Annotated in this window: 23 protein-coding genes and 1 tRNA gene; 17 read left to right on the top strand and 7 right to left on the bottom strand. The window is 70.1% G+C overall.

Annotated elements, in window-relative coordinates; all coding sequences use genetic code 11:
- Positions 1–48: 48 nt before the first annotated feature.
- A complete protein-coding gene (locus tag ACQEVJ_RS36245; protein ID WP_433109065.1) occupies positions 49–438 on the bottom strand; it encodes a response regulator transcription factor in 390 nt (129 codons plus the stop codon).
- Positions 439–566: 128 nt separating this feature from the next.
- Between ACQEVJ_RS36245 and ACQEVJ_RS36240 the strand changes: the two genes are divergently transcribed.
- The 11 genes from ACQEVJ_RS36240 (at position 567) to ACQEVJ_RS36190 (ending at position 10,986) form a co-directional block, all read left to right on the top strand.
- Positions 567–641: transfer RNA gene (locus tag ACQEVJ_RS36240), tRNA-Arg, on the top strand.
- 989 nt (positions 642–1,630) lie between these two features.
- On the top strand, positions 1,631–2,542 hold the full coding sequence (locus ACQEVJ_RS36235; RefSeq protein ID WP_363646263.1) for a ribokinase: 912 nt from the start codon (positions 1,631–1,633) through the stop codon (positions 2,540–2,542).
- Positions 2,543–2,556: 14 nt separating this feature from the next.
- The gene (locus tag ACQEVJ_RS36230) at positions 2,557–3,579 is read left to right on the top strand and encodes an ABC transporter permease (RefSeq protein WP_433109062.1); all 1,023 of its coding nucleotides are present in this window, start codon (positions 2,557–2,559) and stop codon (positions 3,577–3,579) included.
- A 59-nt stretch (positions 3,580–3,638) separates the two neighbouring features.
- The gene (locus tag ACQEVJ_RS36225; protein ID WP_433109060.1) at positions 3,639–4,658 is read left to right on the top strand and encodes a substrate-binding domain-containing protein; all 1,020 of its coding nucleotides are present in this window, start codon (positions 3,639–3,641) and stop codon (positions 4,656–4,658) included.
- Between the two features lie 4 nt (positions 4,659–4,662).
- Entirely contained in the window at positions 4,663–6,207 is a 1,545-nt protein-coding gene (locus ACQEVJ_RS36220) for a sugar ABC transporter ATP-binding protein (protein ID WP_433109058.1), read from the top strand.
- Positions 6,204–6,659, top strand: coding sequence for a D-ribose pyranase (rbsD, locus tag ACQEVJ_RS36215; protein WP_357051079.1), 456 nt, complete (start codon positions 6,204–6,206; stop codon positions 6,657–6,659). The genes ACQEVJ_RS36220 and rbsD overlap by 4 nt, the downstream gene beginning before the upstream one ends.
- 42 nt (positions 6,660–6,701) lie before the next feature.
- On the top strand, positions 6,702–7,409 hold the full coding sequence (gene deoC / locus ACQEVJ_RS36210) for a deoxyribose-phosphate aldolase (RefSeq protein ID WP_433109056.1): 708 nt from the start codon (positions 6,702–6,704) through the stop codon (positions 7,407–7,409).
- Between the two features lie 92 nt (positions 7,410–7,501).
- Complete coding sequence (locus ACQEVJ_RS36205) at positions 7,502–8,269, top strand: GntR family transcriptional regulator (RefSeq protein ID WP_357051085.1); 768 nt, start codon at positions 7,502–7,504, stop codon at positions 8,267–8,269.
- A gap of 217 nt (positions 8,270–8,486) precedes the next feature.
- Entirely contained in the window at positions 8,487–9,101 is a 615-nt protein-coding gene (locus ACQEVJ_RS36200) for a hypothetical protein (RefSeq protein ID WP_433109053.1), read from the top strand.
- A 292-nt stretch (positions 9,102–9,393) separates the two neighbouring features.
- On the top strand, positions 9,394–10,149 hold the full coding sequence (locus ACQEVJ_RS36195) for an ISAs1 family transposase (protein ID WP_433109051.1): 756 nt from the start codon (positions 9,394–9,396) through the stop codon (positions 10,147–10,149).
- A 543-nt stretch (positions 10,150–10,692) separates the two neighbouring features.
- A complete protein-coding gene (locus tag ACQEVJ_RS36190; RefSeq protein ID WP_433109049.1) occupies positions 10,693–10,986 on the top strand; it encodes a hypothetical protein in 294 nt (97 codons plus the stop codon).
- A gap of 66 nt (positions 10,987–11,052) precedes the next feature.
- On the opposite strand, the gene ACQEVJ_RS36185 is transcribed toward ACQEVJ_RS36190, so the two are convergent.
- Positions 11,053–11,589 carry an NUDIX hydrolase gene (locus ACQEVJ_RS36185; RefSeq protein WP_433109047.1) on the bottom strand — a complete coding sequence of 179 codons (537 nt, stop codon included), beginning with the start codon at positions 11,587–11,589 and terminating at the stop codon, positions 11,053–11,055.
- Positions 11,576–11,899 carry an HTH domain-containing protein gene (locus ACQEVJ_RS36180; protein ID WP_433113174.1) on the bottom strand — a complete coding sequence of 108 codons (324 nt, stop codon included), beginning with the start codon at positions 11,897–11,899 and terminating at the stop codon, positions 11,576–11,578. Before ACQEVJ_RS36180 ends, ACQEVJ_RS36185 begins: the two co-directional genes overlap by 14 nt.
- A 52-nt stretch (positions 11,900–11,951) precedes the next feature.
- Between ACQEVJ_RS36180 and ACQEVJ_RS36175 the strand changes: the two genes are divergently transcribed.
- The 6 genes from ACQEVJ_RS36175 to ACQEVJ_RS36150 all read left to right on the top strand — a co-directional run bounded on the left by ACQEVJ_RS36175 (position 11,952) and on the right by ACQEVJ_RS36150 (position 16,288).
- On the top strand, positions 11,952–12,110 hold the full coding sequence (locus ACQEVJ_RS36175; protein WP_433109045.1) for a hypothetical protein: 159 nt from the start codon (positions 11,952–11,954) through the stop codon (positions 12,108–12,110).
- A complete protein-coding gene (locus ACQEVJ_RS36170; RefSeq protein WP_433109043.1) occupies positions 12,107–12,559 on the top strand; it encodes a hypothetical protein in 453 nt (150 codons plus the stop codon). The genes ACQEVJ_RS36175 and ACQEVJ_RS36170 overlap by 4 nt, the downstream gene beginning before the upstream one ends.
- Before the next feature lie 294 nt (positions 12,560–12,853).
- Entirely contained in the window at positions 12,854–14,038 is a 1,185-nt protein-coding gene (locus tag ACQEVJ_RS36165) for a cytochrome P450 (RefSeq protein ID WP_433109041.1), read from the top strand.
- Positions 14,035–14,223, top strand: coding sequence for a ferredoxin (locus ACQEVJ_RS36160; RefSeq protein ID WP_433109039.1), 189 nt, complete (start codon positions 14,035–14,037; stop codon positions 14,221–14,223). Before ACQEVJ_RS36165 ends, ACQEVJ_RS36160 begins: the two co-directional genes overlap by 4 nt.
- Complete coding sequence (locus ACQEVJ_RS36155; protein WP_433109037.1) at positions 14,220–15,356, top strand: NAD(P)/FAD-dependent oxidoreductase; 1,137 nt, start codon at positions 14,220–14,222, stop codon at positions 15,354–15,356. Before ACQEVJ_RS36160 ends, ACQEVJ_RS36155 begins: the two co-directional genes overlap by 4 nt.
- Positions 15,357–15,367: 11 nt before the next feature.
- Complete coding sequence (locus ACQEVJ_RS36150) at positions 15,368–16,288, top strand: LysR family transcriptional regulator (RefSeq protein WP_433109035.1); 921 nt, start codon at positions 15,368–15,370, stop codon at positions 16,286–16,288.
- A 77-nt stretch (positions 16,289–16,365) separates the two neighbouring features.
- On the opposite strand, the gene ACQEVJ_RS36145 is transcribed toward ACQEVJ_RS36150, so the two are convergent.
- The 4 genes from ACQEVJ_RS36145 to ACQEVJ_RS36130 are packed head-to-tail and all read right to left on the bottom strand — an operon-like array spanning position 16,366 to position 25,920.
- Entirely contained in the window at positions 16,366–18,213 is a 1,848-nt protein-coding gene (locus tag ACQEVJ_RS36145; RefSeq protein WP_433109033.1) for a N,N-dimethylformamidase beta subunit family domain-containing protein, read from the bottom strand.
- The gene (locus tag ACQEVJ_RS36140) at positions 18,210–19,547 is read right to left on the bottom strand and encodes a condensation domain-containing protein (protein WP_433109031.1); all 1,338 of its coding nucleotides are present in this window, start codon (positions 19,545–19,547) and stop codon (positions 18,210–18,212) included. Before ACQEVJ_RS36140 ends, ACQEVJ_RS36145 begins: the two co-directional genes overlap by 4 nt.
- On the bottom strand, positions 19,544–19,789 hold the full coding sequence (locus tag ACQEVJ_RS36135; RefSeq protein ID WP_433109028.1) for an acyl carrier protein: 246 nt from the start codon (positions 19,787–19,789) through the stop codon (positions 19,544–19,546). The genes ACQEVJ_RS36140 and ACQEVJ_RS36135 overlap by 4 nt, the downstream gene beginning before the upstream one ends.
- On the bottom strand, positions 19,786–25,920 hold the full coding sequence (locus ACQEVJ_RS36130) for an amino acid adenylation domain-containing protein (protein ID WP_433109026.1): 6,135 nt from the start codon (positions 25,918–25,920) through the stop codon (positions 19,786–19,788). Before ACQEVJ_RS36130 ends, ACQEVJ_RS36135 begins: the two co-directional genes overlap by 4 nt.
- Positions 25,921–26,151: the final 231 nt, after the last annotated feature.

Raw genomic sequence — 26,151 nt, 5'->3', positions numbered from 1 at the left:
CCCGCGCACCCGGGCCAATCGGCGCCCGTGTCCGTGGACCAATGGGGCTCAGAGCGCCCCGGGGCCCTCGGCGAGGTCCCGTACGATCTGGATCAGCTCGGCCGGGTCGAAGGGCTTGGTGAGATAGGCGTCGACGCCGATGTCGTACCCCCGCCTGCGGTCGTCCTCCTGGGCCCGTGCGGTGATGAGCATGACCTTGATGTGCCGGGTGCTCGGGTCCTCCCGCAGCCGGGTGGCCGTCTCCCAGCCGTCCAGACGCGGCATCATCACGTCGAGCGTGATCACATCGGGATCCACGTCATGGACGCGGTCCAAGCAGTCCTGCCCGTCGTACGCGGTCTCGACCTCGAACCCCTCCAGGGTCAGGTTGACCGCTATGAGCTGCCGGATGACCTCGTCGTCATCCACGACCAGCACGCGTCCCAGAAGCTCGCCCACGGCGGCAAAGCTAGCCAATGAGACGGGGTGGGCGCGCGGTTTTCGCTGATCCACATCCCCGCGGCCTCCGGCGGCCGTAATGATGTCACGAGCGGCCTTCAAGTGCTGGTAGCCTTATCAACGGTTGAGCCCCCTTAGCTCAGGGGATAGAGCACCGGCCTCCGGAGCCGGGAGCGCAAGTTCGAATCTTGCAGGGGGCACCAAACAGATCTGCGCTACGGGCATCCACCTCATATCGGGGCAAAGGATGCCCGTTTTTGCGTCCTATGGGATGGTTTGCCGGGCTGCCATCGGAGGTCGAGGCCATAGGCGGGCAGGCATGCTCGCGATCACCCGAGCTGGTGTCGGCTTCGATCATGGATGCTTGAGGTCTGCCTGAGGGTGACGGGTTGCTTACTATCCTCTCGCTCAGGCTGACGATGTCACTGATCGTGTCGCCGTCCAGCGTGACCCTGATCAGGGCGGTGTTCGCGCGGGCGTCGTAGCGGACCTCCAGGTGAAAGACCTCGAACAGCTCGCGCTGGAGTTCCTCAGGAGCTTCGGCGAGGTTGGCGGTCAGGAGGGGGAGTCGGTCGAGTAACTCTTCCGCGTGGTCCTGCCGCGGTGGTTGCGCCTCCAGGATGGCGAGCTGCGGTTCGAGACGTTCGCGGAACTCTTGAGCGCATTTAGGCCGCTACATAGAACAAGCGCCCAGCCAGATGGCTTGCACATGCGAGCGGACCAACCGCGGCGATCTGCGCAACGAGAAGCACACTGCCCCGTCGACGTTCGCCGGATCCAGCAGTTGGGCGATATCGGGCATTGTCTTCACCTCTCCGCTGCGACTCGGACGGTACGGACTCGTCGCTTCGGGAGGGGGTGGACCGCCTCAATCGTGGTCGAGTGCGAATTGCCTGGTTAGAAGGGGTGCCTCTTGTTTCCCTTCTGTTGGGACCCTCGCGGGGGGCACCAGACCTTGACCAGCGGATCAAGCCGCTGACCAGCCCAACAGCACAGGAACGGGCGGGCCTCCAGTCTTACGGAGTCCCGCCCGTTCTCATTAGCGCTCGCTGGTCGTGGGCCAAGGATCGGATCGCCTTCCTGGGCAAGGGGATGTGCCAGGGGAACCCTCCTGACTATTGACACCTACGACACGCCGTCGGTAGCGTCACCGCCAAGTTTGTACATGGTTGTCCATGAACAAGAGGCCAGGATGAAGATTGCAGTGGTCGGCAGCTACGGTGCCGGGCTCACCATGCAGGTGCCCCGGATGCCCGTCGCGGGGGAGACCCTCTCGGGCGGCCAGTTCACCTCCGGGCACGGAGGCAAGGGCTCTAACCAGGCAGTGGCCGCGGCCCGCCTCGGTGCGGAGGTCAGCTTCCTGACCGCGGTCGGGCCGGACCAGTTCGGCGCTGCCGCCCGCCGGCTATGGGCCGAGGAAGGGGTCGACGCGAGTCGGGTCCGCACCGCCGGCGCCGCCACCATGGTCGGCATCATCCTCGTCGACGACGAGGGGGAGAACCGGATCGCGATCGCACCCGGAGCACTGGACGAGCTGACTCTGGCAGACGTCGAAGGGTTCGCCGACCGAATCGCTGCGGCAGACCTCGCCATGGTCAGCCTCGAGATTCCCCTGCCGGTCGCGCTCGCGGCCCTGCGGACCGCGCACGAGCACGGGGTCCGCACCCTGCTCAATCCCGCCCCGGCCGTGGCCCTGCCCGACGAGGCGTGGGCGTGGATCGATGTGCTGACCCCCAATGCCAGCGAAGCTCGGGTGCTCACCGGTCGAGACCCGGACAGCACAGCCAGCGGCGATGAGCTCGTCGACCTGCTCCGGACCCGTTACGCCGGAACAGTCGTGCTCACCCTCGGCGCCCAGGGCGCACTGGTGGACTCAGGTGGGCAGCGCACCCGGGTCGCGCCGGTCACCGTGCCCCGCGTGGTCGACACCACCGGTGCAGGCGACGCCTTCACCGGGGCGCTCGCGGTCGCCCTAGTCCGGGGCGACGACCTCACCGAGGCGGTTCGGTTCGCCGCCGCGGCCGGCGCCCACAGCGTCGGCATCGCCGAGGTCATACCCGCCCTGCCCCGCCTGGACGATGTCGCGACCCTGTTGAAGAGATGAGAGAGATGGCCCAGATGACCACTCAGGCGGCGCCTCCGGTGAAGTCCGGGGTCGCGGCCCCCAGCAACCCCTCGCCCCTCCAGCGGTTCCTGCACGCCCGGGAGTCCAGCACCTTCCTCGCCCTGGTCGTGCTCTTCCTGCTGGGCACTCTGCTCGCTCCGGGCTTCGTAGGGACCAGCAACTTCCTCACCGTCGGCCAGCAGATCGCGCAGATCGGCATCATGGCGATCGGCGTCACCTTCGTCATCATCAACGCTGAGATCGATCTGTCCGTCGGCTCCATTTACGGCCTCGGAGCCGTCGTCTGCGGTCTCCTTATGACTTCGGATGTCGCCTGGCCGCTGGCCGCTCTTGCCGGGATCGCCGCCGGCACGGTCGCAGGCCTGATCAATGGCCTGATGACCGTGGGATTCAGAATCCCGTCCTTCATCGTCACTCTCGGCACGCTGAGTGTCTATCGGGGCGTCACGCTGCTGCTCAGCGGCGGGTCGCCGATCTCCCTGTCCGCCAACGACCCTGACATCGCCGAGTTCAACCTGCTCGGTCAGGGCAAGCTCTTCGGCGTCCTGCCGATGCAGCTCGTCATCTTCGCCGTCGTCGCCGTCCTCGGCACGATCGTCCTCTCAAAGTCCCGCTACGGCTTCAACACCTATGCCGTCGGCGGCAGCGCCGAGGCCGCGCGGCTGTGCGGCATCAACACCGGCCGCGTGAAGGTCACCGCTTTCATGCTCTCCGGCACCCTCGCCGGTCTGGCCGGCGTGCTCGGTCTGTCCTTCCTCTCCTACGTGCAGGGGGTCACCGGTTCCGGCATGGAGCTCACCGCGATCTCCGCAGTGATCATCGGCGGCGCGGCCCTGTTCGGCGGCTCCGGCACCATGCTTGGCACCGTCATCGGCGTCGCGTTCATCGGCGTCCTGCAGAACATCCTCAACCTGCGCGGCATCTCCTCCTTCTGGCAGACGGTGGCTACCGGCACTGTGATCATCCTCGCCGTAGCCGCCGACACCTGGGTTCGCAGACGTTCCGGACGTCGGTGACCTTCACCTGCACGCGCCCCGGACTACCCGTCCCCCCACACCGTAAGGAGCCACCCGAAATGAAGTTCTCCCTCGGGCGTCGGGTCGCGGTCGCCGTGACCCTCAGCCTGGCGCTGCTGGCGAACGCCGCCTGCGGCGCGGTCACCCCGGCCAGCACCGCCTCCGCCGAGAACGGCGGCTTCAAGCTCGCCGACTACATCAAGGAAGACGTCAAGCAGGGCACGCCACTCAAGATCAAGCTGAGCTACCACGACCCATCGCTGGCCTTCGCCGTCCCGATCCGAGAGGGCATGGAGCGTGGCGCCAAGGAGTTCGGCGTCGACGCGCAGATGATCGGGCCGTCCGGCGGCAACCCCGCCGACCAGGTCGCCGAGCTGCAGACTCTGATCAACCAGAAGCAGATCGATGGCCTGGCCGTCTCCTCGGCCAGCAACGACGCCCTCAAGCCCGTCATCGCCCAGGCGTACGACGCCGGCATCCCGATCATCTCGTTCAACACCAACAACCCCGAGTCCAAGCAGATGGGCTTCGTCGGCCAAGACCTCGTGTCCTCCGGCAAGTCCCTCGCGAAGGAGTTGCTCGGCGTGCTCAAGGGTAAGACCGGCAAGGTCGTCGTGGTCTCCGTCGACTCCGGTGCCGGCTGGTCCAACGACCGCTTTTCTGGCTTCCAGGAAGGGCTGAAGGACTCCGGCCTGCAAGTCGTCGGTCCGATCAACACCGGTAACGAGCCCAGCGCGGCCTACAACACCATCGAGTCCACGATGGCGGCACAGAGCGATGCGATCGCGCTCGTCTCCCTCGACTGCTGCAGCTTCACCGCCGGGGCCAAGTGGCTTCAGCAGTCCGGTAAGGCGGGCAAGATTCACGCCGTCGGTTTTGACGTTCAGCCGCAGACGGTGGAGTACCTCAAGAGCGGCGTGGTCGACCTCACCATCAGCCAGGGCCCGGCCGAGCAGGGCTATCAGGCGGTCAAGCTTCTCGCCGACTTCCTCAAGAACGGCACCGAGATCAAGGACGTGGACACGGGCGCACTTGTGGTCACCCCTGACAACGTGGCCTCCGTGCCAGTGGAGGGCTGAGCCGATGACCAGCCCGGCCACGAATGCCGCCTCGACGGCGGCCGCCGTCGAGGTGACAGGTCTGTCGAAGCACTTCGGAGCCGTCCGCGCGCTGCAGGACGTGAACCTGAGCGTCCCTGCCGGCAGCCTCACCGCCGTGATGGGTGAGAACGGCGCCGGCAAGTCGACACTCATGAAGATCCTGGCCGGGCTGGACACCCCCACTTCCGGCACTGTGCGAGTAAACGGTGAGCCGGTCCGCCGGTACGATCCGGCCACCCTGCTCAGTCGGCATCGGGTCGCCTTGGTGCCCCAGGAGCTGGCTCTCGCCCAGGACCGGACCGTCGCCGAAAACATCATGCTCGGCGTCGAACCGGGATCCCGCCCCTTCCCCGACCGCGGTCGGATGAACGAGCGGGCAGCGGAGTTGCTGGACCGGCTCGGTCTGGGGGTCGACCCCCGACGCAGCATCCGCCACCTGGACGCCGCCTCCCAACAGCTAGTGATCATCGCCCGGTCCCTGGCCCGCGAGGCGCGAGTGGTGATCCTCGACGAGCCGACCTCGATCCTTTCCCCATCGGAGTCGGAGCGACTGTTTGAGGTGATTCGGTCGCTGCAGACCGACGGGGTGACCATGCTCTACGTCTCGCATCGGATGCCCGAGGTGTTCGCCCTCTCCCAGCACGTCCATGTCCTGCGCGACGGTCGGCACGTCGGGCACTGGCCCACTGCGGAAGTCACCCCCGACCAGGTCGTCGCCGCGATGGTGGGCCGGGAACTCGCCGCCGACTTCAGCCGGCATGACACCCCCGCACCCGTCGCCACGGCCGCCCCCCGCCTACGAGTCCGGGGCGTCTCCGGCACCGGTTTCACAGATGTCGACCTGGAAGTCGCCCCGGGCGAAGTGGTCGGCCTGGCCGGGCTGCCCGACAGCGGCCGGATCGAGCTGTTGCGCGGCATCTTCGGCGCCGATCCGGTGACCGGCGGTGAGCTCTCACTGGACGGGAAGGCGTTCACCGCGAAGTCACCGCGCGACGCCATCGCCGCCCGGGTGGCATACCTGCCGGGTGAGCGCCGGCAGCAGGGGATCCTGCCGACGATGAGCGTCGCCGACAACGTCAACATCCTGGCCCTGAATCGTCGGCAGCGGTTCGGCCTGCTGCAGCGGCGGGCCCTGCGTCGAGACGCGGACGCCCGGGCTCAGGAACTGCGGGTGAAGACCTCGACGACCGCCCAGGGCATCACGCAGCTCTCCGGCGGCAACCAGCAGAAAGCGCTGCTGGCCCGATGGCTGTCCATCGAGCCCCGGCTGATGCTGCTGGACGAGCCCACCCGGGGCGTCGACGTCGGCGCCAAGGCGGAGATCTACCGACTGTTCCGCAATTTGGCCGACAAGGGCGTAGCGCTCGTCGTCTCTTCGTCGGACCTGCCCGAACTGCTGACCGTCAGCGACCGAATTGCCGTCATGGCCGCCGGCGCCCTGGTCGGCGTCATCCCTGCGGCGGAGGCCACCGAGGAGAGGGTGATGGCCCTGGCCACCGGCGCTCACACTATGAAGGAGAAGGCATGAAACGCAGGGGCGTGCTCAACGCCGAATTGTCCGGGGCGCTGGCCACCCTCGGCCACACCGATCTGCTGCTCGTGGTCGACGCAGGCTTCCCCATCCCGCGCACCGCCCACCGCATCGACCTGGCCATCACCGAGGATCTGCCCAGGCTCACCACCGTGCTGGACCTCGTCGCCGACGAGATCATCGTCGAGGGCCTCGTGGTCGCCGAGGACGTCACCACTCACAACAAGCCCCTCGCGGATTGGCTGGGGCAGCGCTTCCCCGGCGTACCGCTGACCACCCGGCAGCACGCCGAGATGCTCGGCGAGCTGGCCCACCAGGCCAAGGTGATCGTGCGAACCGGGGCGTTCAACCCGTGGGGCAACGTGGGGCTGATCTGCGGCGTGGACGTCCCTCGATGGTTCGACGAGCCCGGCGTCATCGTGCCCGACTACTACCAGGACCGGATGTAGCGGCGTCATCGCCCCCACGACGTACCCAATTGGAGATAGAACGTGAGCACTGCCACTCAGACCGACGCCGCGGCCACTCCTGCGGCGCTGGCCCCCTACATCCAACACACCCTGATTGAGACCGGAGTGACCCGGGACCGGATCGTAGCCCACGCCGAGGAAGCCGTCCGATACGGCTTCAACGCCGCGATGGTGCCGGGCTCCTGGGTCCCAGAAGTCGCCGAGGTACTGCGCGGCACCGGCGTCGAGGTCGCCTCCGCGCTGGATTTCCCCACCGTCGGAGTGACCACCAGCGCTGGCAAGGCCGCCGAAGCTGAGAGCCTGGTCCTGGCCGGTGCCACGCAGATCGACATCGGCGTACAGATCGGCTGGCTCAAGAGCGGCCGATACGACGCGTTCCGCGACGACATCGCCGGGGTGGTCCGGGCGTCCGGCGTGCCGATCAAGGTGATGCTCGAGTTGCCGCTGCTCACCCCAGCCGAGCGGGAGACGGCCGTCGAACTGTCGATCGAGGCCGGTGCGGCGATCCTGAAGAACGCCAGCAGCGGTGCAATCGAGGTGGCGAACCCGGAGAGTATCGCTTATCTGGTGGCCCGGGCACCGGAGGGCGTGAAGGTCAAGGCCTCCGGCTCGATCAAGTCCTTCGATCAGGCCGTGTCCCTGCTGCGGGCCGGGGCGGTGCTGCTTGGCACCAGCGCCGGGGTGGCTATTGTCACGGACACGACAGACGGACAGACTACGAGCTATTGATCATCCGTCCGCCCCTCGACCCGAGCGACAGGCAGCGGCTGTGATCGGCAGCCGTGGGTCGAGGGGCGGCGGAGTCCCCCATGGAAGGTGACATGTCCGACCAGTTGGGCCCGTCCGGTGCGTCCGAGCACCTCGACCGTGACGCGCCGATGCCCCTGCACGCGCAGGTGTCGGAGCAGATCCGGGCGCGGATCCTGTCCGCCGAGTGGCCGCCGCACTATCGGCTACGCAGCGAGCCGGAACTGGCGGCCGAGCTTGGCATCTCCCGGGGTACCCTGCGTCGAGCGCTGTCGACCCTGATCCGGGACGGCCTACTGGTGCAGGTCCGGGGGCGTGGCACCTTCGTCACCTCCACCACCATCGAGCCCTCGATCGCGCAGAAGCTGACCACCCTGTCCGAGGACTTCGCCCGGCAGGGGGTCTCCATGACCACCCAGGTGGTCACCCACGAGATCATGGCCGCACCCTCGCCGGTGGCTGCCCTGCTCGACCTGCGTCCCGGCCAGTCAGTGCTCCGCTTGGAGCGGCTCCGCGCCACCTCCTCCGGCCCGGTGGCCTGGCTGGTCAACTACGTACGTATCGATCTGGCTCCCGGCCTGGACCGGGTCGACCTGGCCGACCGTTCCCTGTTCGGCCTGTTAGAGAACGAGTACGGGCTGAAGATCAGTACTGGGCGACGTACCTTCGGCGCGACTGCCGCCGCTGGACGAATCGCGGCGGCGCTCGAGGTGCCGGAGCAATTCCCGCTGCTGTACCTGGAGCAGATCACCTACCTCGACGACGGTCGGCCGATCGAGTACTCCGACGTGTGGATCCATAGCGAACGAATGCGGGTCACCTCGCTGCTCTCCCGTCGCTGACCTACGTACGGGTCCGCCACATGGGACCGCTGCGGCGGCAGACGCCGGTCAGGCCTCGGCAAGGAAGGCAGTGCGCCGGTCCGCTTTAGACTGCTGCTCTACGCGGCGTAGAGCAGGGGTGGGGGTCGTGCGGCACCCGCCTGGATGGTTTCGGCTGATGCGCACCGGGGTTTTCGCCCTGGTGTGCGTTGGCCTGTCCCAAGCAGGTCATGATCTGATGGCCCCACGGCTGGTGCCGGCATGGTCGGTCGGCATGGCCCTGGGCCTGGTGACGTTGATCGGCTACCGCCTGGCTGGTCGTGAGTGGTCGGCCCGCTGGCTTCTGGCGGCTGTGGAGACGGTCCAGCTCTACCTGCACGTGTGGTTCACCTGGACGACCCCGGCGGACGGAACATCCAGCGTCGGCGCGCACGCCATGATGCCGGGGCACACGGGCCCGATGGCCGTCGCGCACGGCGCGATCCCCGCACACGACGGGATGTCTGTCCTGGCGATGTTCGCCGCGCACGCGGCGGCGGGCGCGTTGGTCGCCTTCTGGCTGTCGGTGGGCGAACGCGCGCTCTGGCGAGCCCTGCGTTCGCTGGCGTTCGCCGTCTCCTCTCACCTCTGTCGCGTTCTCGCGCTCATCGGGCCCGTGGCGATCCCCGTCCGACCGAACGCGGCGCCAGCGTCCCACGACGGAGGCGATCTTTCGGCCACGACCGCGCTCCGGCACACCGTGGGCGCTCATCCTGCGGTGAGGAGATCGTGGACATGGCCGATCTTCGCCAGGTCTGGGCGCAGATCCCCGACTCTCGTGATCGGCGCGGGCGCCGGCATCCGCTGGTGGTGATGCTGGCGCTGGTCCAGGCGGCGATCGTGTCCGGCGCGGTCTCCTACGCGGGCGATCAGGCACTGGATCGCCCGCGCACCCCCGGAGGTCCTGGCCCACCTCGGGGCCCGCCGGGACCGGCGGACCGGGTTGTTCACAGCCCCGCACCCCGACACCGTGTGCCGCACCATCGCGCAGGTCAACGCCGCCGGCGTGGACGCTGCCTACGCCGCGCACCGGGCCGCTCAACTGCGGGAGCTGTACGACGACCCTGATGAGTTGATCCCGATGACCGTCGACGGCAAGACCCAGCGTGGCACCGCCACCGGCGGCAAGCCCGCCCAGCGACCGGCTTGGCGCGCACCTGGCCGACGATGCCCTCATTGTCTCCACCCTCGACGTCGGCACCAAGAGCAACGAGATCACCGCCTTCATCCCGCTACTGGACCAGATCGACTGCCTGAACAACGTCGTGATCAGCGCGGACAGGCTGCACACCCAGCGCGAGCACGCCCGCTACCTGCACCGGCGCGAGGCGTTCTACGTCTTTCCCGTCGGCGGCAACCAGCCGGGCCTGTTCGACCAACTCGATGCCCTGGCCTGGAAGAACGTGCCGATCGGCTGGGTCACCTACGACCGCGGTTACGGCCGCACCGAGATCCGTACCATCCAGGTCATGCCCGCCCCGGCCGGAACCCGCTTCCCGCACGTCAAGCAGGTCTTCCTGCTCGAACGCCACGTCTACGACCTGGGCTGGAAGCCGCTGTCGGCGGTCGCGGTGCTGGGCGTCACCAACCTGACCGCGGAACTGACCGGCCCACGACGCCTGGCCGAACTGGTCAGAGGCGAATGGTCGATCGAAAACAGAGATCATTACGTCCGGGACGTGACGCTCGGCGAGGACCGCTGCCGTGTCCGCACCGCCTCAGCCCCGTCCATCCTCGCCGTCATGCGCAGCCACGCGATCGGCGCGTTACGCCTGCTCAACCACACCAACATCGCCGAAGGCACCCGCTGGGCCCGCGACGACTTCCGCAACCCGCTCATCGCCCTCGGTCTCACAATGTGAGAACTCCTTCAGCCCTGCTGCGGACCTGGACAAGCTCCTGCCGCCGGGTCTGGCGCGAAGGATGAACGCGGCGATCTTGGCGGCAGACGCCGGCCACACGGCCTATTTCGTGTCCGGAGAGGTTGGCTGTGGACGAAAGGCCCTGCCGTCCCAGCGGAGTAGGAACGCCTGGGGGGTCGCGGTCGTCGCCGTGTCGCGCACCACGGGTGACGGATGCGGTCAGCTTCGGAAACTGACGCGGGCTTCGATGGTCAGTCTTCGTCCGGATACAACCTCTGGTGGAGCCGGCGCAGATCTGGTTGGTGCCACGCAGGGGGCACCAGACCTTGACCAGCGGATCAAGCCGCTGACCAGGTCGAACGACACAGGAACGGGCGGGTCTCCAGTCACGGAGCCCCGCCCGTTCTCGTTGGCGCTCGCTGGTTGTGGACCAGTTGTGGACCGGATCTCACGGGGTCAATGCGGCCTCGATGCGGAGGTTGTTCTGCTCCTGGCGGCCGTCGAGGCACTTGGCATAGCGCGTCAGGAAGCCCCTCCACGCTGTTGCCGGCGCAGGTCGCTACCTCGGTCGCGTCCACCCCGGCGTTGAGCCAGGTGGACAGGGCGGCGTGTCTGCGGGACGCCGTCGTGGACGTGGCCAGACTCGACGCCTGCGCCGCCCGCGACGTCCTGAACCACCACCTGATCTGCTCCCGCCTGGCCAAGGAGCAAAGACAGAAACTCGACGACGTGCTCACCGCGTCAGGGCTCGGTGCCGGGAAGCTCTCACCTGTTCACATGCAAGCCCTCATCACAGCCGTGGACATGGCCGAAGTGACACTCCGCGGGCTTCTGTGACCCGCTCACGGCCTTCGTCGTAACTGCAAAGGCGTGACAAGCGGCCTTCAGCCAGGGCCGCTCTGGTCAGCGGCCCGTACCTTCTCGGGTATGGGCCAGATGCCTGGCGTACTCGCGGATCCGTGGTCTGTCCTCGGGGAAGGCGCCCTCCCAGTCGTGGTGCAACGGGACCCAGGCGGCCGGCTGGTGGCTCTCACCTTTCAGCGGGAGCGACCCGTTGAGCACTGCGGCATACGCAAGGCCGAGCGTGGGCGCCCAATCAGAACGGTAGGACCGCACGAAAACCGCCGCGGGGACGTCCGACAGGTCGCCGACGATGCCGGTTTCCTCATGCAGTTCACGGCGTGCGGCGTCCCGTGGACTTTCTCCCTGCTCGACCTTCCCGCCGGGCGCCACCCAGCCTCTCCAGCGGTGCTTGACGAGCAGAACACGCTCAAGAGCCTCGTCGAACGCCCAGACCTCAGCCGCGATCGGCTCGGTAGCGCTGCAGCTGCCCAGCAGCTGTTCCAGCCAGGCACGCGCGTCGTCGAACTCCGCCTCGGCGCGGTACGTGTCATTCACAGCCGCGCGCAGTGTGTGCTGGTCAGGGTCAGCCAGGATCACCGGCATAGGCTACTGACCCGAAGAGAGAGCACCTCGATGACGCGGCCGTTCCACACGGCCTCGGCGACATCGGGCAGGTGCGCCACGTGGTCGCCGTCGTGGTACCCAGCCGGGCGCGTCGAGGAGGAAGCGGTCCCGCATCCGCCTGGCACCGTCCCGCAGGGCGGCGGGCAGCGCGGCCTCGATCGTGCAGCGACTCGACGTCGCGATAGATCGTGCGGACGCTCACCTCCAGCTCTTCGGCGAGCTGGCGGGCCGTCAGGCGCCCCCGCGACTGGAGCAGCAGAAGGATGGACAGCGGCCGGGACACGCGCACATTCACTGACGATACGTGTCAGTGGAGGGGCCGTACTGTCCCGGGCATGGCGTTCATCCAGAAGATCACGCGGACGCTCGACCCCATCGCGGTCGACGACCGGTATCACGACGACCGGCCCGGGCGGGTATTCGAGCCGAGGGGCGGATCCCCGGACCGCGGTGACTACCTGGCCGGCTCCCGGCCGGAAGGGGCGGGACTGTGAACGACTTCGACTTCCTCGTCGGCAGGTGGGACGTGGCCAACCGGAGGCTGCTGAAGCGGGGTGTCGGCAGCGACGAGTGGGACGAGTTCCCCGGCCGCTGCATCGCGTACGGCTTCTTCGACGGCGCGGGCAGCTTCGACACGCTCACGCTGCCCACCAAGGACTTCGACGGCGCGACGGTCCGGACGTACGACGCCGAGCGGGACGAGTGGTCCATCTACTGGGTCAACAGCAGGCGCGGTCTGGATCCGGTCCCGGTCGTCGGCCGCTTCGTCGACGGGGTCGGCACCTTCTACGCCGACGACACCGACGACGGCCGCCCGATCCGCGTCCGGTTCATCTGGTCGGGGATCACGCCCGACTCGTGCCACTGGGAGCAGGCCTTCTCCTACGACGGCGGCCAGACCTGGGAGACCAACTGGACCATGGACTCCACCCGCGTCGGGTGATGCTTCGACGGTCAGCCTTCGTCCGGATATAACCGCTGGTGGAGCCGGCGCAGATCTGGTGGGTGCCACGCAGGGGCACCACGATCAAGACCAGCTCACAGCTCTGTGAGCTGGTCTTTTTCCTGTCGTACGGCTGTTACGCGAGCGGCGGCGGACATCGAGGCCGCCCGGGCGCGCTGACCCGCTCTGGTTATGCATCGAATTCATGCCCGGGCATGTAGAACATGTGTTTGCTTGATGGGAGTGCCAGTCACTTCACTGGGGTCACCGATTTCCGACCCGAGGTGTGAACCGATGACCGACTCGGCCTCTCCAGTCTCCGATCTCGACCTGTTCGACGACGAGGTGCTCGTCGATCCCTACCCGTCCTACACCGCGCTGCGCGCCCTCGGAGGTGTCGTCAGCCTCCCGGCGAACGACCTCTACGTGCTCACGAGGTACGACGTGATCCGCGACGTCCTGGGCGACTGGGAGAGCTTCTCTTCCGCCGGGGCCATCGGCTTCAACCCGACGGTCAACGAGGCGCTGACCGGCACGTCTCTCGCCTCGGATCCGCCGGTGCACACCCGGCTGCGGGCGACCCTGACCGCGAATCTGTCGCCGCGGGCGCTCCGCGGACTGAAGAAGAGCATCGACGCCAAGGCCGACGCGCTCGTCGGGGAACTGGTCGCCAAGGGCTCCTTCGATGCCATCGACGCGCTGGCTCGCGCCTTCCCGCTCGAGGTCGTCGCGGATCTCATCGGGTTCACCGGCCACGTCCGCGCCAACATGCTGCGATGGGGCCAGGCGGCGATGCAGGTCATCGGGCCGATGAACCAGCGCACGGCGGAGAGCTTTCCGATCGCGGGCGAGCTGTACGGCTGGTGTTCGAGCGTCACCGCCGATGACCTGGCACCCGGCTCGGTCGGCCGCGGCATCTTCGAGGCCGAGGCGCGCGGCGACATCCCGCCCGGCACGGCCGGCCACATCATCCACCAATACCTCGGTGCCGGCGTCGACACCACGATCGCCGCCATCGGGAACATCGTCGCCCTTTTCGCCGCGCACCCCGACCAGCTCGCGCTGGTGAGGGAGAACCCGTCGCTGGTGCCGGCCGCGTTCAATGAGGCGCTCCGCTACTGGGCCCCGGTCCATGCCTGGGGGCGTCGTGCGACCCGGGACGACGTGGAGATCGACCGTGTCCGGATTCCGAAGGGGGCCCAGGTCGCGATCCTGTTCGGTGCCGGCAATCGGGACCCGCGCCATTACGAGAACCCCGATGAGTTCCTGGTCGAGCGTAACCCGATCGACCACTTGTCGTTCGGTTACGGCCCGCACGGCTGCGCCGGCCAGGGACTGGCCCGTCTCGAGGCGCACGCGGTGATCGAAGCCTTGTCGCGCCGCGTCGAGCGGCTCGTCGTCGGCACCGAGGTGCGGGTGCCGAGCAACATCACCCGCAGCATCGAAAAGCTCCCCGTCCTGGAAGTGGTCCCCGCATGAAGATCGTCGTCAACCGTCCCCGCTGTGAAGGACACGGCCTCTGTGAGGAGGCCGCGCCGCGGCTGATGCACCTGGACGACGACGGCGAGCTCGTCCTCGATCGCGAGGAGATCGGCGACGCCGACGCCCCACTGGCCAAGGCCGCTGTCCGGGTCTGCCCGGTCGCGGCTCTGCGCATCGTATGAGTGCGCCGATCAAGCGGGTCGTCGTCGTCGGCAACGGCATCGCCGGCCTCACCGCCGCGGACGCGCTGCGGGAAGGTGGGTTCGACGGTGAGCTGACCATCGTCGGCGACGAGCCGCACCCGGCGTACAGCCGTCCGGCACTGTCGAAGGCGCTCTTGCTCGATGGTGATGACGTGTCGTCCCACGAGCTCCCGCCGGCCACGCACGGGGCGAACGAGTTCCTCGGTGTTCGGGCTTCGGGGCTCGACGTGGAGCGTCGGCTCGTCAGCCTTGACGACGGCACCGCGCTGCCGTACGACCGGCTCGTGATCGCCACGGGTTCCCGCGCACGGCGGCTGTCCGACCTGCCCGAGGAGCTCACCTTGCGGGGACTCGACGATGCGTTGTCCTTGCGCGGCCGGCTCGCCGCGAGTCCGTCGGTCGTCGTGGTCGGCGGTGGCCCGCTCGGCATGGAGATCGCCTCGGGGTGCCTGGCGGCGGGTTGCAGGGTCATGCTCGTCTCCCAAGGGCTCCCGCTGATCGCGCGGCTGGGGCCGTATCTGGGCGACGTTTTCGTCAAGGCCGCGCTGGACCGGGGACTCACCATCGTCGAGACCGGCGCCGCGCGACTCGAGCGGCATGCGGGAGGCGCTCGGGTCGTCCTGAATGACGGCGCCGTCCTCGAGGCGGATCTCCTGGTGTCCGCCGTCGGCGACGTGCCCAACACGGAGTGGCTCGCGGACACGGGTCTGGCGACGGTGGGTGTCCTACAGGTCGACTCGCGCGGACTCGTGCGACCTGAGATCGCGGCGGCCGGCGACGTGGCAGCGTTCCCGTCGCCCTCCGGTCCGCGACGCATCCCGTTGTGGAGCAGTGCGATCGAGCAGGCGAAAGTGGCCGCAGCCGCTCTCGTGCGAGGGGACGAGACACCACCGCTTCGGTTCCAGCCGTACTTCTGGACCGAGCAGTTCGGGCTCGGCCTCAAGGCCGTGGGCGATCTCCCGGTTGACGGAGCGCCGACGTACGTCGAGGGAGGGCCCGGCGGGCCGGCCCTGATGCGCTGGTCGCACGATGACGGCTCCGGTGTGGCCGTGGCGCTGAACCACCGGATCCCGATACCCCGGCTGCGACGCCTGAGCCAGGCCACCGCGTAGAGTTCGTCGCGATGGGCGTCGAGGGTGCGAGCACCACAGGTTCCGGGTTGGATCGGCTGGCGACGGTCAACCTCAACCTGCTGGTGCCCCTCCTCGCGATGCTGGAGGAGCGCTCGGTGACCAGGGCCGCCGAGCGGGTCGGTCTCTCCCAGTCCGCGATGAGCCACGCCTTGAGGCGCATGCGACGCCTGTTCGGCGACGATCTCCTTGTCCGGCAGGGGAACAACGTCGCGCTGACCCCGCGGGCGATGGAGCTGATCGCGCCGTTGCGGGCGATGCTCCAACAGGCCGCGGACGTGGTCAACTTCCCCGGCTTCGATCCGGCGATGGATCGCCGTGTCATCACCATCGCGATGACGACCAGCACGGCCTTCGTCCTCGGGGCACGGCTGGGGCGGCTCGTGGCCGAGCGAGCCCCGAACGCGACGCTCCGCCTGCGCACGTTCACCGTGCCGACCGAGTCCACCTTCACCGAGCAGGGCGTCGACGTCGCCCTGATCTCCGAGGCGTTCGCGGCGCCGTTTCCGCGCGAGCGCCTGTACGACGACCGCTGCGTGGTGGTGGCCTCCCCGGACACGCCGCCGGAGGCAAGCGCGCTCGACCTGCTGACCACGCAGCCGCACATCGTCGTGGACACCGAGCGGCGGGTCTTCCCGTATCCGGTGCTCGACGAGAAGGGGGTCACCTACCGTGTCGGCCAGTTGATCTCCGACTTCCTGCTCGTCCCGTACCTGGTCGGGCGTGCCGGAGGAGTGGCCCTCCTTCGCTACCGGGTCGCCTCTGAGATGCGGACGCTCGTTGAGCTACGGATCGAGGAGTTCCCGTTCCCCCTCCCCGGGCTGGGCATCGACATGGTCTGGAACCCGCATCTGAGCGACCACTACTTCACCGCCTGGCTGCGCCAGCTCCTGTTCGACGCGGCGAGGACGTGACGGGCATCGACCCCGAGCCGCCGGGGCGCGAGTGAGGCACGGGCACGCCTAAGCTCGGCACGTACCAGGAGCAGCCGTCAGACGTGGCGCCAGCGGAGGGGGGTGCCGCGTCCGGCGGCGACGATGAGCCCGGCGTGGGCGGTGAACGTGGTGCCCGGGACGCCTTCCGCGTGGCTCTCCCACGCGGGGTCGTCCGGCCCGTCGATCACGGGCGGGGGAAGCCGGGTCAGCAGACAACCCTCGGAGTCCAGGGCGAAGAGCCTGCCGTTCATCCCGCCGAGGGCGACGGCGCCTCCCGACGAGCCGGCAGGCTCCCAACCGCCGCTGCCGAACGGCTGCCGCCACAACTCGCCGGAGGAGGTGGCCACCCAGAACGTGCAGTCGGCCACGGCCAGGCCGATCGCGGACTCGGGCGCGGGACCGACCTCCCGCCATCCCGGCTCGTCGTGGCGCAGGAGCCGCCCGTCATGCGTGACGCCGTACAGGCCGACGGCGAGGCCGCCCGCGGCCTCGCGCGGGACGGCCAGCCCGTGTACGCCCTCGGCGGGGCCGACGGGCCGCCAGGGCAGGTTCTGGCCGCACAGCTCCCGGGCCAGCAGCGTGCCGTCCGCGCTCACCGCGTACAGCGTCCGGCCGAGCACCGCGAGCGCCCGTAGGTCGGCCGGCGGGCCGATCACGTCCCAGCGCTCGCCACCGCCGACGGGGGCCGACAGCCGGTCGATCACGTTGCGGGTGATCCGGTCGACGACGGGATCGTGCAGGCCGTTTCCCCAGTTCACGGTCGCCGCGGTGAAGACGGTGCCGAGACCGCTGGTGAACACGCCCATGGTCGTCATGCCGCCCTGGCCGTACGCGCTCCAGTGCCGCAGGTCCGCGGTGGCGAGGACGACGAACGACGACGGGGTGCCGTCCCTGCCGGTGGCCCGGGGGACTTCGCCGACCTCCTCGAACTCGGCGGCGTCGGTCTCGTAGCCCAGGCAGCCCTGGCCGAACTTGTCGCCGTCGGTCAGCTCGGTCCCCTCGAACACCCAGTGCGCCGCGAAACGCGTGGTGTACGACTCCTCCAGCATGCGCGACATGTGCGGCCCCCAGGTTCCCGCGCCCGCGCGGAAGCTCACCCCCGTCAGCGCGTTCTCCGGGCGGTTCACCGGCGCCGCGGACCACTCGACGGTCGTCTGACGGGGGTCGGCGGCGGCCATGGGATCGGACACCGCGTCGCGGTGGCAGACCATGGTGCGGCCGCCGTCCTCCAGCCTGATCTGCCACCAGCACGTGTTGCCGGAGAAGAACGCGACGTTGCCGCCGCGCCGTACGAACTCCTCCACGGCGTCGCGCATCCCCAGCGACCAGTACTCGTCGTGCCCGTTGACGATCAGCAGCCGGTGCCGGGACAGCAGGTCGAGGCCGTCGTGCAGGTCAAGGTTGGAGCAGTAGGCGACGTCGTAGCCGCCGCGGCGCAGCCAGCGCATCAGCCCCTCCTCCCAGCGTTCGGGAGGAGGCCCGCCGCCGGGCCGGTCGAAGGTCACCCGCGCGGCTCGCGTGGGCGACTCGGTCCAGTAGACGCTCTGCCCCGGTTCCCCCGCCCTGTTGTACGCCTGCCAGGTGGTGAAGGGAACGCTCAGCAGCACCGGCGAGCTGGGCACGGCCTGCCGCACCACGAAGTAGACCTCGTTGTCCGGGCACGGCCTGCTCCCGGGCAGTCCGAACGGCCACGGCTCCTCCGGTCCGAAGCGCGCCCGATAGAGCGAGCTGCGCCAGCCGGCGGGTATGTCCAGCTCCCACCGGGGCGCGGAGGCGAATCCCTCGAACACCACCCGGTCGTCGGTCGCGTCGGTCACCACCACGGGCGCCGGGCGGTCGAGGACGAAGCCGAGCGAGGCCCCCTGTACGCAGGAGGTCGAGGTGGCGTAGGCGCGGACGGTCATCGGACGGCCGATTCGACGAGGAGGGATTCCAGCTCCAGCAGGTAGCGCTCCATGGCAGGCCGGGACAGATAACGGGTGTCGGCGGTGAGCGAGACGCCCTCCGTCGTGAGGTGGACGCAGAACCGGCAGTTCAGCTTGTCCTGGCTCATCGGCCAGGTCACCGACGTCCGCCCCAGCGCCGCCGTGATCTCGGCCGGATCGCACCGGGCGGGTCCCGGATCGGCGAAGCGCATGTCGTTGAAGCAGCAGTACGGCTGGATCGGCTCTCCGCGTTCGGCGCTCACCGACGCGGTGGTCCGGTTCCGGTCGGCCGGGTCGTGGTAGGCGCTGCGGTAGGCGCGCAGCGCGGCCGGCCCGGCGGCCCGCAGCAGGTCGGCGAAGGGCGCCTCACGGCGGTCGAGCGTGAACAGCCCCTCCTGCGACATCGTGGCGACGATGTCGATCGTGTCCTGCCGGAACCTGTTGGCCGAGATCGGCAACACCGTGCACGTCTCGTGGCCGGTGAACCGGCCGGCCAGCTCGGCCACGGCGGTCAGCAGCACGGTCGAGGTCGAGGCGCCGTGTGCGGCGGCGACCGAACGGACGGCGAGCTCCAGGGCGGGGGAGCGCAGCAGCGCCCGCCATATGGGCGGTTCGGCCGGAGAGCCGCTCGGCGTGGAGAACATGGTCGGCGGGATCCGCCGATATTCGCGCTCCCAGTGCGCCGCCGCCGTCTCCGCAGCCCGCCGCCCCTCCGGACCGGCCTGCCAGCGGGCGAGATCGAGCGGCTGAGGAGCGGCGGGTCGCCGTATATGTCCCCTGAGCAGCAGCATCCGCAGGTCGCGCACCGCGACCTCCGCGCCGAGCCCGTCGGCGGCGAGATGGCAGAAGACGAGCACCACGTGGGCGACCCGATCGCCGTCGAGGACCAGCGCCACCCGCACGGGCCATTCGCCGAAGTAGTCGAACGGCCGCGCCGCCAGCTCGCGCAGCACTTGGCCGGGGTCCTCGGTGGTGACCACGACCGGCAGCCGGTCCTTCTCCGCCAGCCGCTGGTACGGCTCGGCCCACCCGTACGGCTCGGCCGGCCTGGTGCGAAACGCGTCGCTCATCCTGGTGCGGAGGGCACCGTGCCGCGCCACCAGGGCGGCCAGCGCGGTACACACCTCGGCGACGGTGCGGGAACCCGGCACCTTCAGCACGCGGCCGAAATTGAAGTAATGATCGTCGGGGGCCGTCCGCACGATCGCCTCCCAGATGGCCCGCTGGCCCCAGGTGAGCGGTGCGGTGAGCGGCGCGGCACCGGAGCCCGGCCCGGCGAACTCGACGTACGCCATCCGGCCGGTGGCGTTCACCGGGAAGCCGCGGAAGCCAGGTGCTCGGCCAGTCGGTCGAGATCGTCCAGCAGCTCCATGCCGTTCTCGCTCAGATCGAACTCCACGCCGAACTCCGACTCGATCGCGTCGATCAGCCGCAGCATCGTGATCGACGTGACGCCCAGGGCCGACAGCGGCACGGTCGCGGCCAGCACCTCGTCGGCGGTGACGGCGCCGTCGGACGACTCCGCGACGAGTTCCGCCAGCCTCTCTTTGATCATTTCAGCTCCTTGGCGAGGCGTTCCGCCTCCTCTTCCGACATCTGGTCGAGCTCGGCGATCAGGAGTTCCTCGACCGCCCGGGCCAGCCCACCGACCGTGGGATGGGTGAACAGCGTGCGGATCGGCAGATCCAGGCCGGTCGTGCCGCGCAGCCGGGCGACGATCCGCACGGCGAGCAGCGAGTGGCCGCCGAGCGCGAAGAAGTCGTCGTGGACCCCGGCCTTCTCGACGCCGAGCACCTCGCCGAAGACCTCGGCCACCAGTTCCTCGGCGTCGGTGCCGGGTGCGACGTACGCCTCCCGGTGCGCCTGCGGAGCGGGCAGCGCGGCCCGGTCCACCTTGCCGCTCGGCGTCAGCGGCAGCCGGTCGAGCCGCGCCCAGGCGGTCGGCACCATGTACGGCGGAAGCGCCGCGCCGGCGAACTCCGCGAGCTCGGTGAAGTCGGCGGATCCGGTGACGTAGCCGACCAGCGTGTCGCCGATCGCGACGACCGCGGCCTCACCCACCTCGGGATGGGCCAGCAGGCGCGCCTCGATCTCGCCCGGTTCGATGCGGAATCCGCGCACCTTCACCTGGTCGTCGAGCCGGCCCAGGAACTCCAGCTGCCCGTCGGGTCGCCACCGCACCCGATCGCCGGTCCGGTAGACGCGCTCGCCGTACAGGTCGGCGAACCGCTCGGCGGTCAGCTCGGGACGACCGAGGTAGCCGCGGGCCACCCCCGCCCCGCCGATGCACAGCTCTCCGGCGGCGCCGAGGGGAGCGAGCCGCCCGGCCGCGTCCAGGACGTATACGCGGGTGCCTCCGATGGGCCTGCCGATCGGCGGACGCCCGGGTGAGCCGTCCAGCTCGGCGAGCGTGGCGATGATCGTCGCCTCTGTCGGGCCGTAGGTGTTGACCAGCCGCACCCGGTCGCCGAACCGCTCACGCCAGCGGGTCACCGCGGCCTCGTGCACCTGCTCCCCGCCCAGGATGACCAGCCGCAGCTCCGGCGGCCAGGCGATCGACTCGATCTGGTCGACCATGTGGTGCCAGTAGGCGGTCGGCAGATCCAGGACGGTGACGCCGTCGAGGTGGTCGGTGAGCGTCACCGCGCCGTCCGGCAGGAGCGCCAGGCGGGCGCCGGAGGCCAGCGTCGGATAGATCTCCTCGGCGTGCGCGTCGAAGCCGAGCGAGGCGAACTGCACGACCCGGTCTCCCGGTCCCAGGCCGTACTCCCGGACCATCCACGCGACCCTGGCCGCGAGGTTGCGATGCTCCACGACGACGCCCTTCGGCGTCCCGGTCGAGCCGGACGTGTAGATCACGTACGCCGCGGCGTCGCCCGTGACGGCCACGGGCGCGGGCGCGCTCCCCACGGCGGAGACGGCGACGGCCTGCGACGTGTACGCCACCGGGACGCCCGGCGGAAGCCCCCCAGCCAGGTCGGTGGAGGTCAGGACGAGCGCGGCGGCGCTGTCGCCGAGCATGAACGCCAGCCGCTCGCCCGGATGTCCGGGGTCGAGCGGCAGGTAGGCCGCGCCGGCGCGCCAGACCGCGAGCAGGGCGGCGACGGCGTCCGGCGTCCGGCCGAGGAGGACGCCCACGATGTCACCGGGGCCGACGCCGCGCGCCTGGAGCAGCGCGGCCAGCTCGTCGGCGCGCGCGTCCAGCTCGCCGTAGGTCAGGTCGCCCACCGCGTACGCGTCCCGGTGCGCGCGTACGGCCGAGGCCACCAGCTCGGGGACGTACGGCTCGGGGACATACGGCTCGGGCGCGACGTCGGGCCCGCGGCCGATCTCCAGCAGGCGGGCTTCCTCCGCCGCGCTGGTCAGCCGCGGGGGAACGGCGAAGTCCTGCCGCAGCATCCGCTCCAGCCGGGCCGCCATCGCCTCGACGGTGCCGTGGTCGAACAGCGTGGCGTCGTAGGAGAGCACGACGAGCAACTCGCGCTCGTCCTGCCACGCCTCCAGCATCAGGTCGAACTTGACCTGTTCGAAGCCGTGCGCGAACGGCTCGGCCACCAGGCCGGAGAAGGCGGCCGGGGTGGTGCCGGTGTCCTGGTTGTGCAGGATCGCCATCGTCTGGAAGGCGGGGACGCGCAGCCGTTCGAACGGGATGCCCTGATGCTCGAACGCCGACAGGACCGCGTCGCGGGTCCGCTCCAGCGACTCCCCGAAACTCGCCCGGCCGGTCGCGACGGGAGCCGCGGCGGGCAGGTCCGCGCGGATCAGCAGGACGTCGGCCAGGTAGCCGACCGTCTTCTCCAGCTCGACCCGGTCCCTGCCGGAGGCGACGGTGGCGATCGTGATGTCGCTCTGCCCGCTCTGCGCGGCGAGCACCGTCTGATAGGCGGTCAGCAACGTCATGAACAGCGTCGCGCCGTGCTCCCTGCCCCGCTCGGCCAGCCGCGCCATGTCCTCGGCGGGGAGCCGGAACGTGTGGAAGCCGCCCTTCCTGGCGGGAGGCGAGGTGCGCGGCCGGTCGGCAGGCAGGTCGAGCGGGGGCGCGCCGGACAGCCGCTCGCCCCAGTAGTCGACGAGTTCGTCCTGGTTGCGCTCGCGCTGCCATCGGGCGACGTCGCCGAACTGCAGCGGCACCGGGTCGAGCCGTTCGCCGGAGTAGAGCCGGGCCAGCTCGTCCAGCAGGACGTTCAGCGACCAGCCGTCGCCCAGCATGTGGTGGAGGACCACGCACAGGACGTGGTCGTCGGGGGAGAGCCGGATCAGCGTCACGCGCAGCGGCGGCCGGGCGGCCAGGTCGAACGGCGCGTTCGTGCGCTCGGCGACCAGCGCCTCCGCGTGCGCGGCGCCGGTGGCCGCGACCGCCTCGACGGGCACCGGCCTCGGCGGCTCGACCACCGCGACCGGGACGCCGTCGACCTCGGGGAACCTCGTGCGCAGGCTCTCGTGCCTGGCGGCCAGCGCGGCCAGGGCTCGGTCCAGGGCCTTCGCGTCCAGCGGGCCGCGCAACCGCCGGACGAGCCACATGTTGTACGACGCGTCGTCCGGGTCGAGCCGGTGCAGGAACCAGAGCCGTTCCTGGCTGTGCGACATCGGCGCGGGCTCTCCGGCCGGGCGGGGTCGCGGCCCGTCGCCGTCCTCCGAGGCGGCCCGGTCTCCCGAGACTGTCCGGTCGAGCAGTTCGGCCAGCGCCGCGACGGTCGAGCGGGTGAACAACTCGCGCACCGGGATCCGCACCGGCAGCCTGGCGGTGACCATGGTGGCCAGCAGCGAATGACCGCCGAGCGCGAAGAAGTCGTCGTCCGCCCGGACGTCCTCGGCGCCGAGCACCTCGGCGAAGACGCCGGCCACCAGCCGCTCGGCGTCGGTGCGCGGCGGGATGCCCGCGGACCTGGCGACCCGAGGATGCGGCAGGGCCTTCCTGTCGACTTTGCCGTTCGGGGTGAGCGGAAGCGCGTCGAGCGTCACGACGGTCGCGGGGACCATGTAGCCGGGCAGCTGCCCGGCGACGTGCCGCCGGAGGTTGAGGGCGTCGCCCTCGGCGGACCCAGTCGAAGCGCCCGAGCCGCCGGGTGCGTCGGGGACGACGAAGGCCACCAGCAGGTCGTCCCGTACGGCGACCACGGCCTGGCGGACGGCCGGATGCGCTTCGAGCACGGCCTCGATTTCGCCGAGCTCGATCCGGTGCCCGCGCAGCTTGACCTGGTTGTCCGTGCGGCCGATGAACTCCAGCGTGCCGTCCGCCGACCATCTGACGACGTCGCCGGTCCGGTAGACCAGCCCGTCGCCGTGTCGTACGAACCGCTCCGCCGTGAGGCCGGGACGGCCGAGGTAGCCGGCCGCGACGCCGGCGCCGCCGATCAGCAGCTCACCGGGCACGCCGATCGGCACCTGGGCGCCTTCCGCGTCGACCACGTGGACGGTGGTGTTCGCGATCGGCCGGCCGATCGTCACCCGCTCGGGCCGCTCGGGCACCTCCCAGGCGGTCGACCAGATCGTGGTCTCGGTCGGGCCGTACATGTTGACGAGCCTGCGTACCCGCGCCCGCAGCTCGGCGGCGAGCGCGAGCGGGAGGGGTTCGCCGCCGGCGAGGGCGACGACCGGCGGGAGGTCGCCCGCGAGCAGCACCCGCCAGCCCGACGGGGTGGCCTGGACGTGGGTCACGCCCGTGTCGTCGATCAGCCGGGTGAGGGCCGCGCCGTCGCGCGCCGTCTCCGCGCCGGCGACGACCACCCGGCCGCCGGTGACCAGCGGCAGGTAGAGCTCCAGCGCGGAGATGTCGAACGACAGCGAGGTGAGCGCGAGCCAGACGTCCGACGGCTCGGACCCGACGAGGACGCGCATGGCGAGCAGGAAGTTGGTGAGCGCGCGGTGCGGCACCACCACCCCCTTCGGGCGTCCCGTGGAGCCGGAGGTGTAGAGCACGTAGGCGGTGTCGCCGGGTGAGGGCCGCTCGGCGGGCTCCTCGATATGCGCCGCGCCGGTCGGGTCCTCGCCCGAGAGGCCCGAGAGGAGGCCGGCGAGGTCGGCGTCGGTGAGGACGAGGGCCGCGCCCGAGTCCTCGATCATGTACTCGACGCGGGCCGCCGGATAGTCGGGGTCCACCGGCAGGTAGGCCGCGCCCGACATCGCGACGCCGAGAAGCGCGAGGATCATCGCCGGGCCGCGCGACATGCGCACCGCGACCACGGAACCGCGCCCGACGCCCCGGTCGCGCAGCCGCGCCGCCAGCGCCGCCGCCCGTACGGCCAGCTCGCGGTAGGTCAGCTCGCGGTAGGTCAGATCCCCGGGGGATGCGCCTTCGGAGACCACCGCGACCGCGTCGGGTGCGGCGGCCACCCGGTCGAGCACCAGGTCGACCAGGGTGAGCGGAGGCAGCTCGGCCGCGGTGCCGTTCCACGCGGCGAGCCTGGCCCGCTCTCTCTCGGTGAGCAGCCCGAGCCGTCCCACGGGCAGCGAGGGGTCCGCGACCGCCGCGGCGAGCAGCACGAGGTAGCGCTCCGTCATCAGCTCGACCGTCTCGTGGTCGAAGAGCTCCTCGCTGTAGATGGCGACGCCGAGCAGGCCGCCGTCGTCCTCCGCGTACAGGTCGAGCGACAGGTCGACCCTCGCGGGGTGCCAGCCGAGCGGGAACGGCTCGGTGACCAGGCCCGGCACCGGATCGGCCACGTCGCCGTGCGTGTGCAGCGCGAACATGGTCTGGAACAGCGGTGTCCTGCTCGGGTCGCGCTCCACCCCGAGCACGCCGATCAGCCGCTCGAACGACACGTCCCGGTGGGCGAGCGCGTCCAGGACGGCCCGGCGGGTGCGGCGGAGCAGTTCGGCGAAGCTCGGCGAACCGGACAGGTCACATCGGAGCACCATGGTCGTCGACAGATAGCCGATCATCTGCTCCAGCTCGGTGCTGTCGCGGCCGGCCGAAGGGGTGCCCACGCAGAAGTCCGCCTGCCCGCTGTGCCGGGCGAGCAGCGCCTGGTAGGCCGCCAGCAGCAGCATGTACGGCGTGCAGCGCGCCTGCCGGGCCGACTCCGCCACCTTGGCGGCAAGCTCGGTCGGGATGCGGAAACGCACCTCCCCGCCCGCCGTGCCCCGTGTGGCCGGACGCGGCCGGTCGGCGGGCAGCTCCAGGACGGGTGCCCCGGCCAGCCGCGACACCCACCAGTCCAGGTCCGTGGAGTCGTCGAGGGCGAGCACGTGGTCGCCGTACTGCGGCGGCAGCGTCTCGGGTAGGGCCCGGCCCGCGTAGTGGCCGGCCACCTCGGCCCTGAGCACGTTGAGCGACCAGCCGTCGCCGTTGATGTGGTGCAACACGACGCACAGCACGTGGTCGGCCGGACCGAGGCGGACCAGCGTGACCCGGAACGGCGGCCGCTCGGCGAGGTCGAACGCGGTGTTGGTGCGGGCGCGGACGATCCGGCGGGCCTCGTCCTCCGATGCCGCCGCCACCTGCTCGATCGTCACCGGCGCGGGCGGCTCCACGACGGCCGCCGGCCGCCCGTCGACCTGGACGAAGCGCGTGCGCAGCGCGTCGTGCCTGGCCGCGACCGCGCCGAAGGCGGCTTCGAGCGCCGGGATGTCGAGCTTCCCACGCAACCGGTAGGCGTAGGAGGTGTTGTACGAGGGGTCGTCGGGATCGAGCTGGTTCAGAAACCAGAGTCGTTCCTGACCACGGGACAGCGGACCTGTCTTCACGTGCCTTCCCCCGGCAGGTGGCCTTCTGGAAAGATTCTTAACTGTTTTCGGTTGGCCGCAGTCTTCCACGGATCTTCAGCCACCCGCAAGGCTTCGCCGGTGCGGCGCCGGACCGGGTCGGCCGCAGGGGGTTGCCGCCCTCGGCGGGCTCGTGTCAGACTGGCGCCCGAAATTTAATTAGGAAAGTTTCTTATTAGATATTCCGTACGGCAACGCGTGCCCCGCGTGGCC

This window comes from Microbispora sp. CA-102843 (assembly GCF_050936215.1).
GTDB lineage: Bacteria > Actinomycetota > Actinomycetes > Streptosporangiales > Streptosporangiaceae > Microbispora.
The sequence above is the reverse complement of the archived record's forward strand: the minus strand, read 5'-3'. Positions and strand labels throughout refer to the sequence as shown.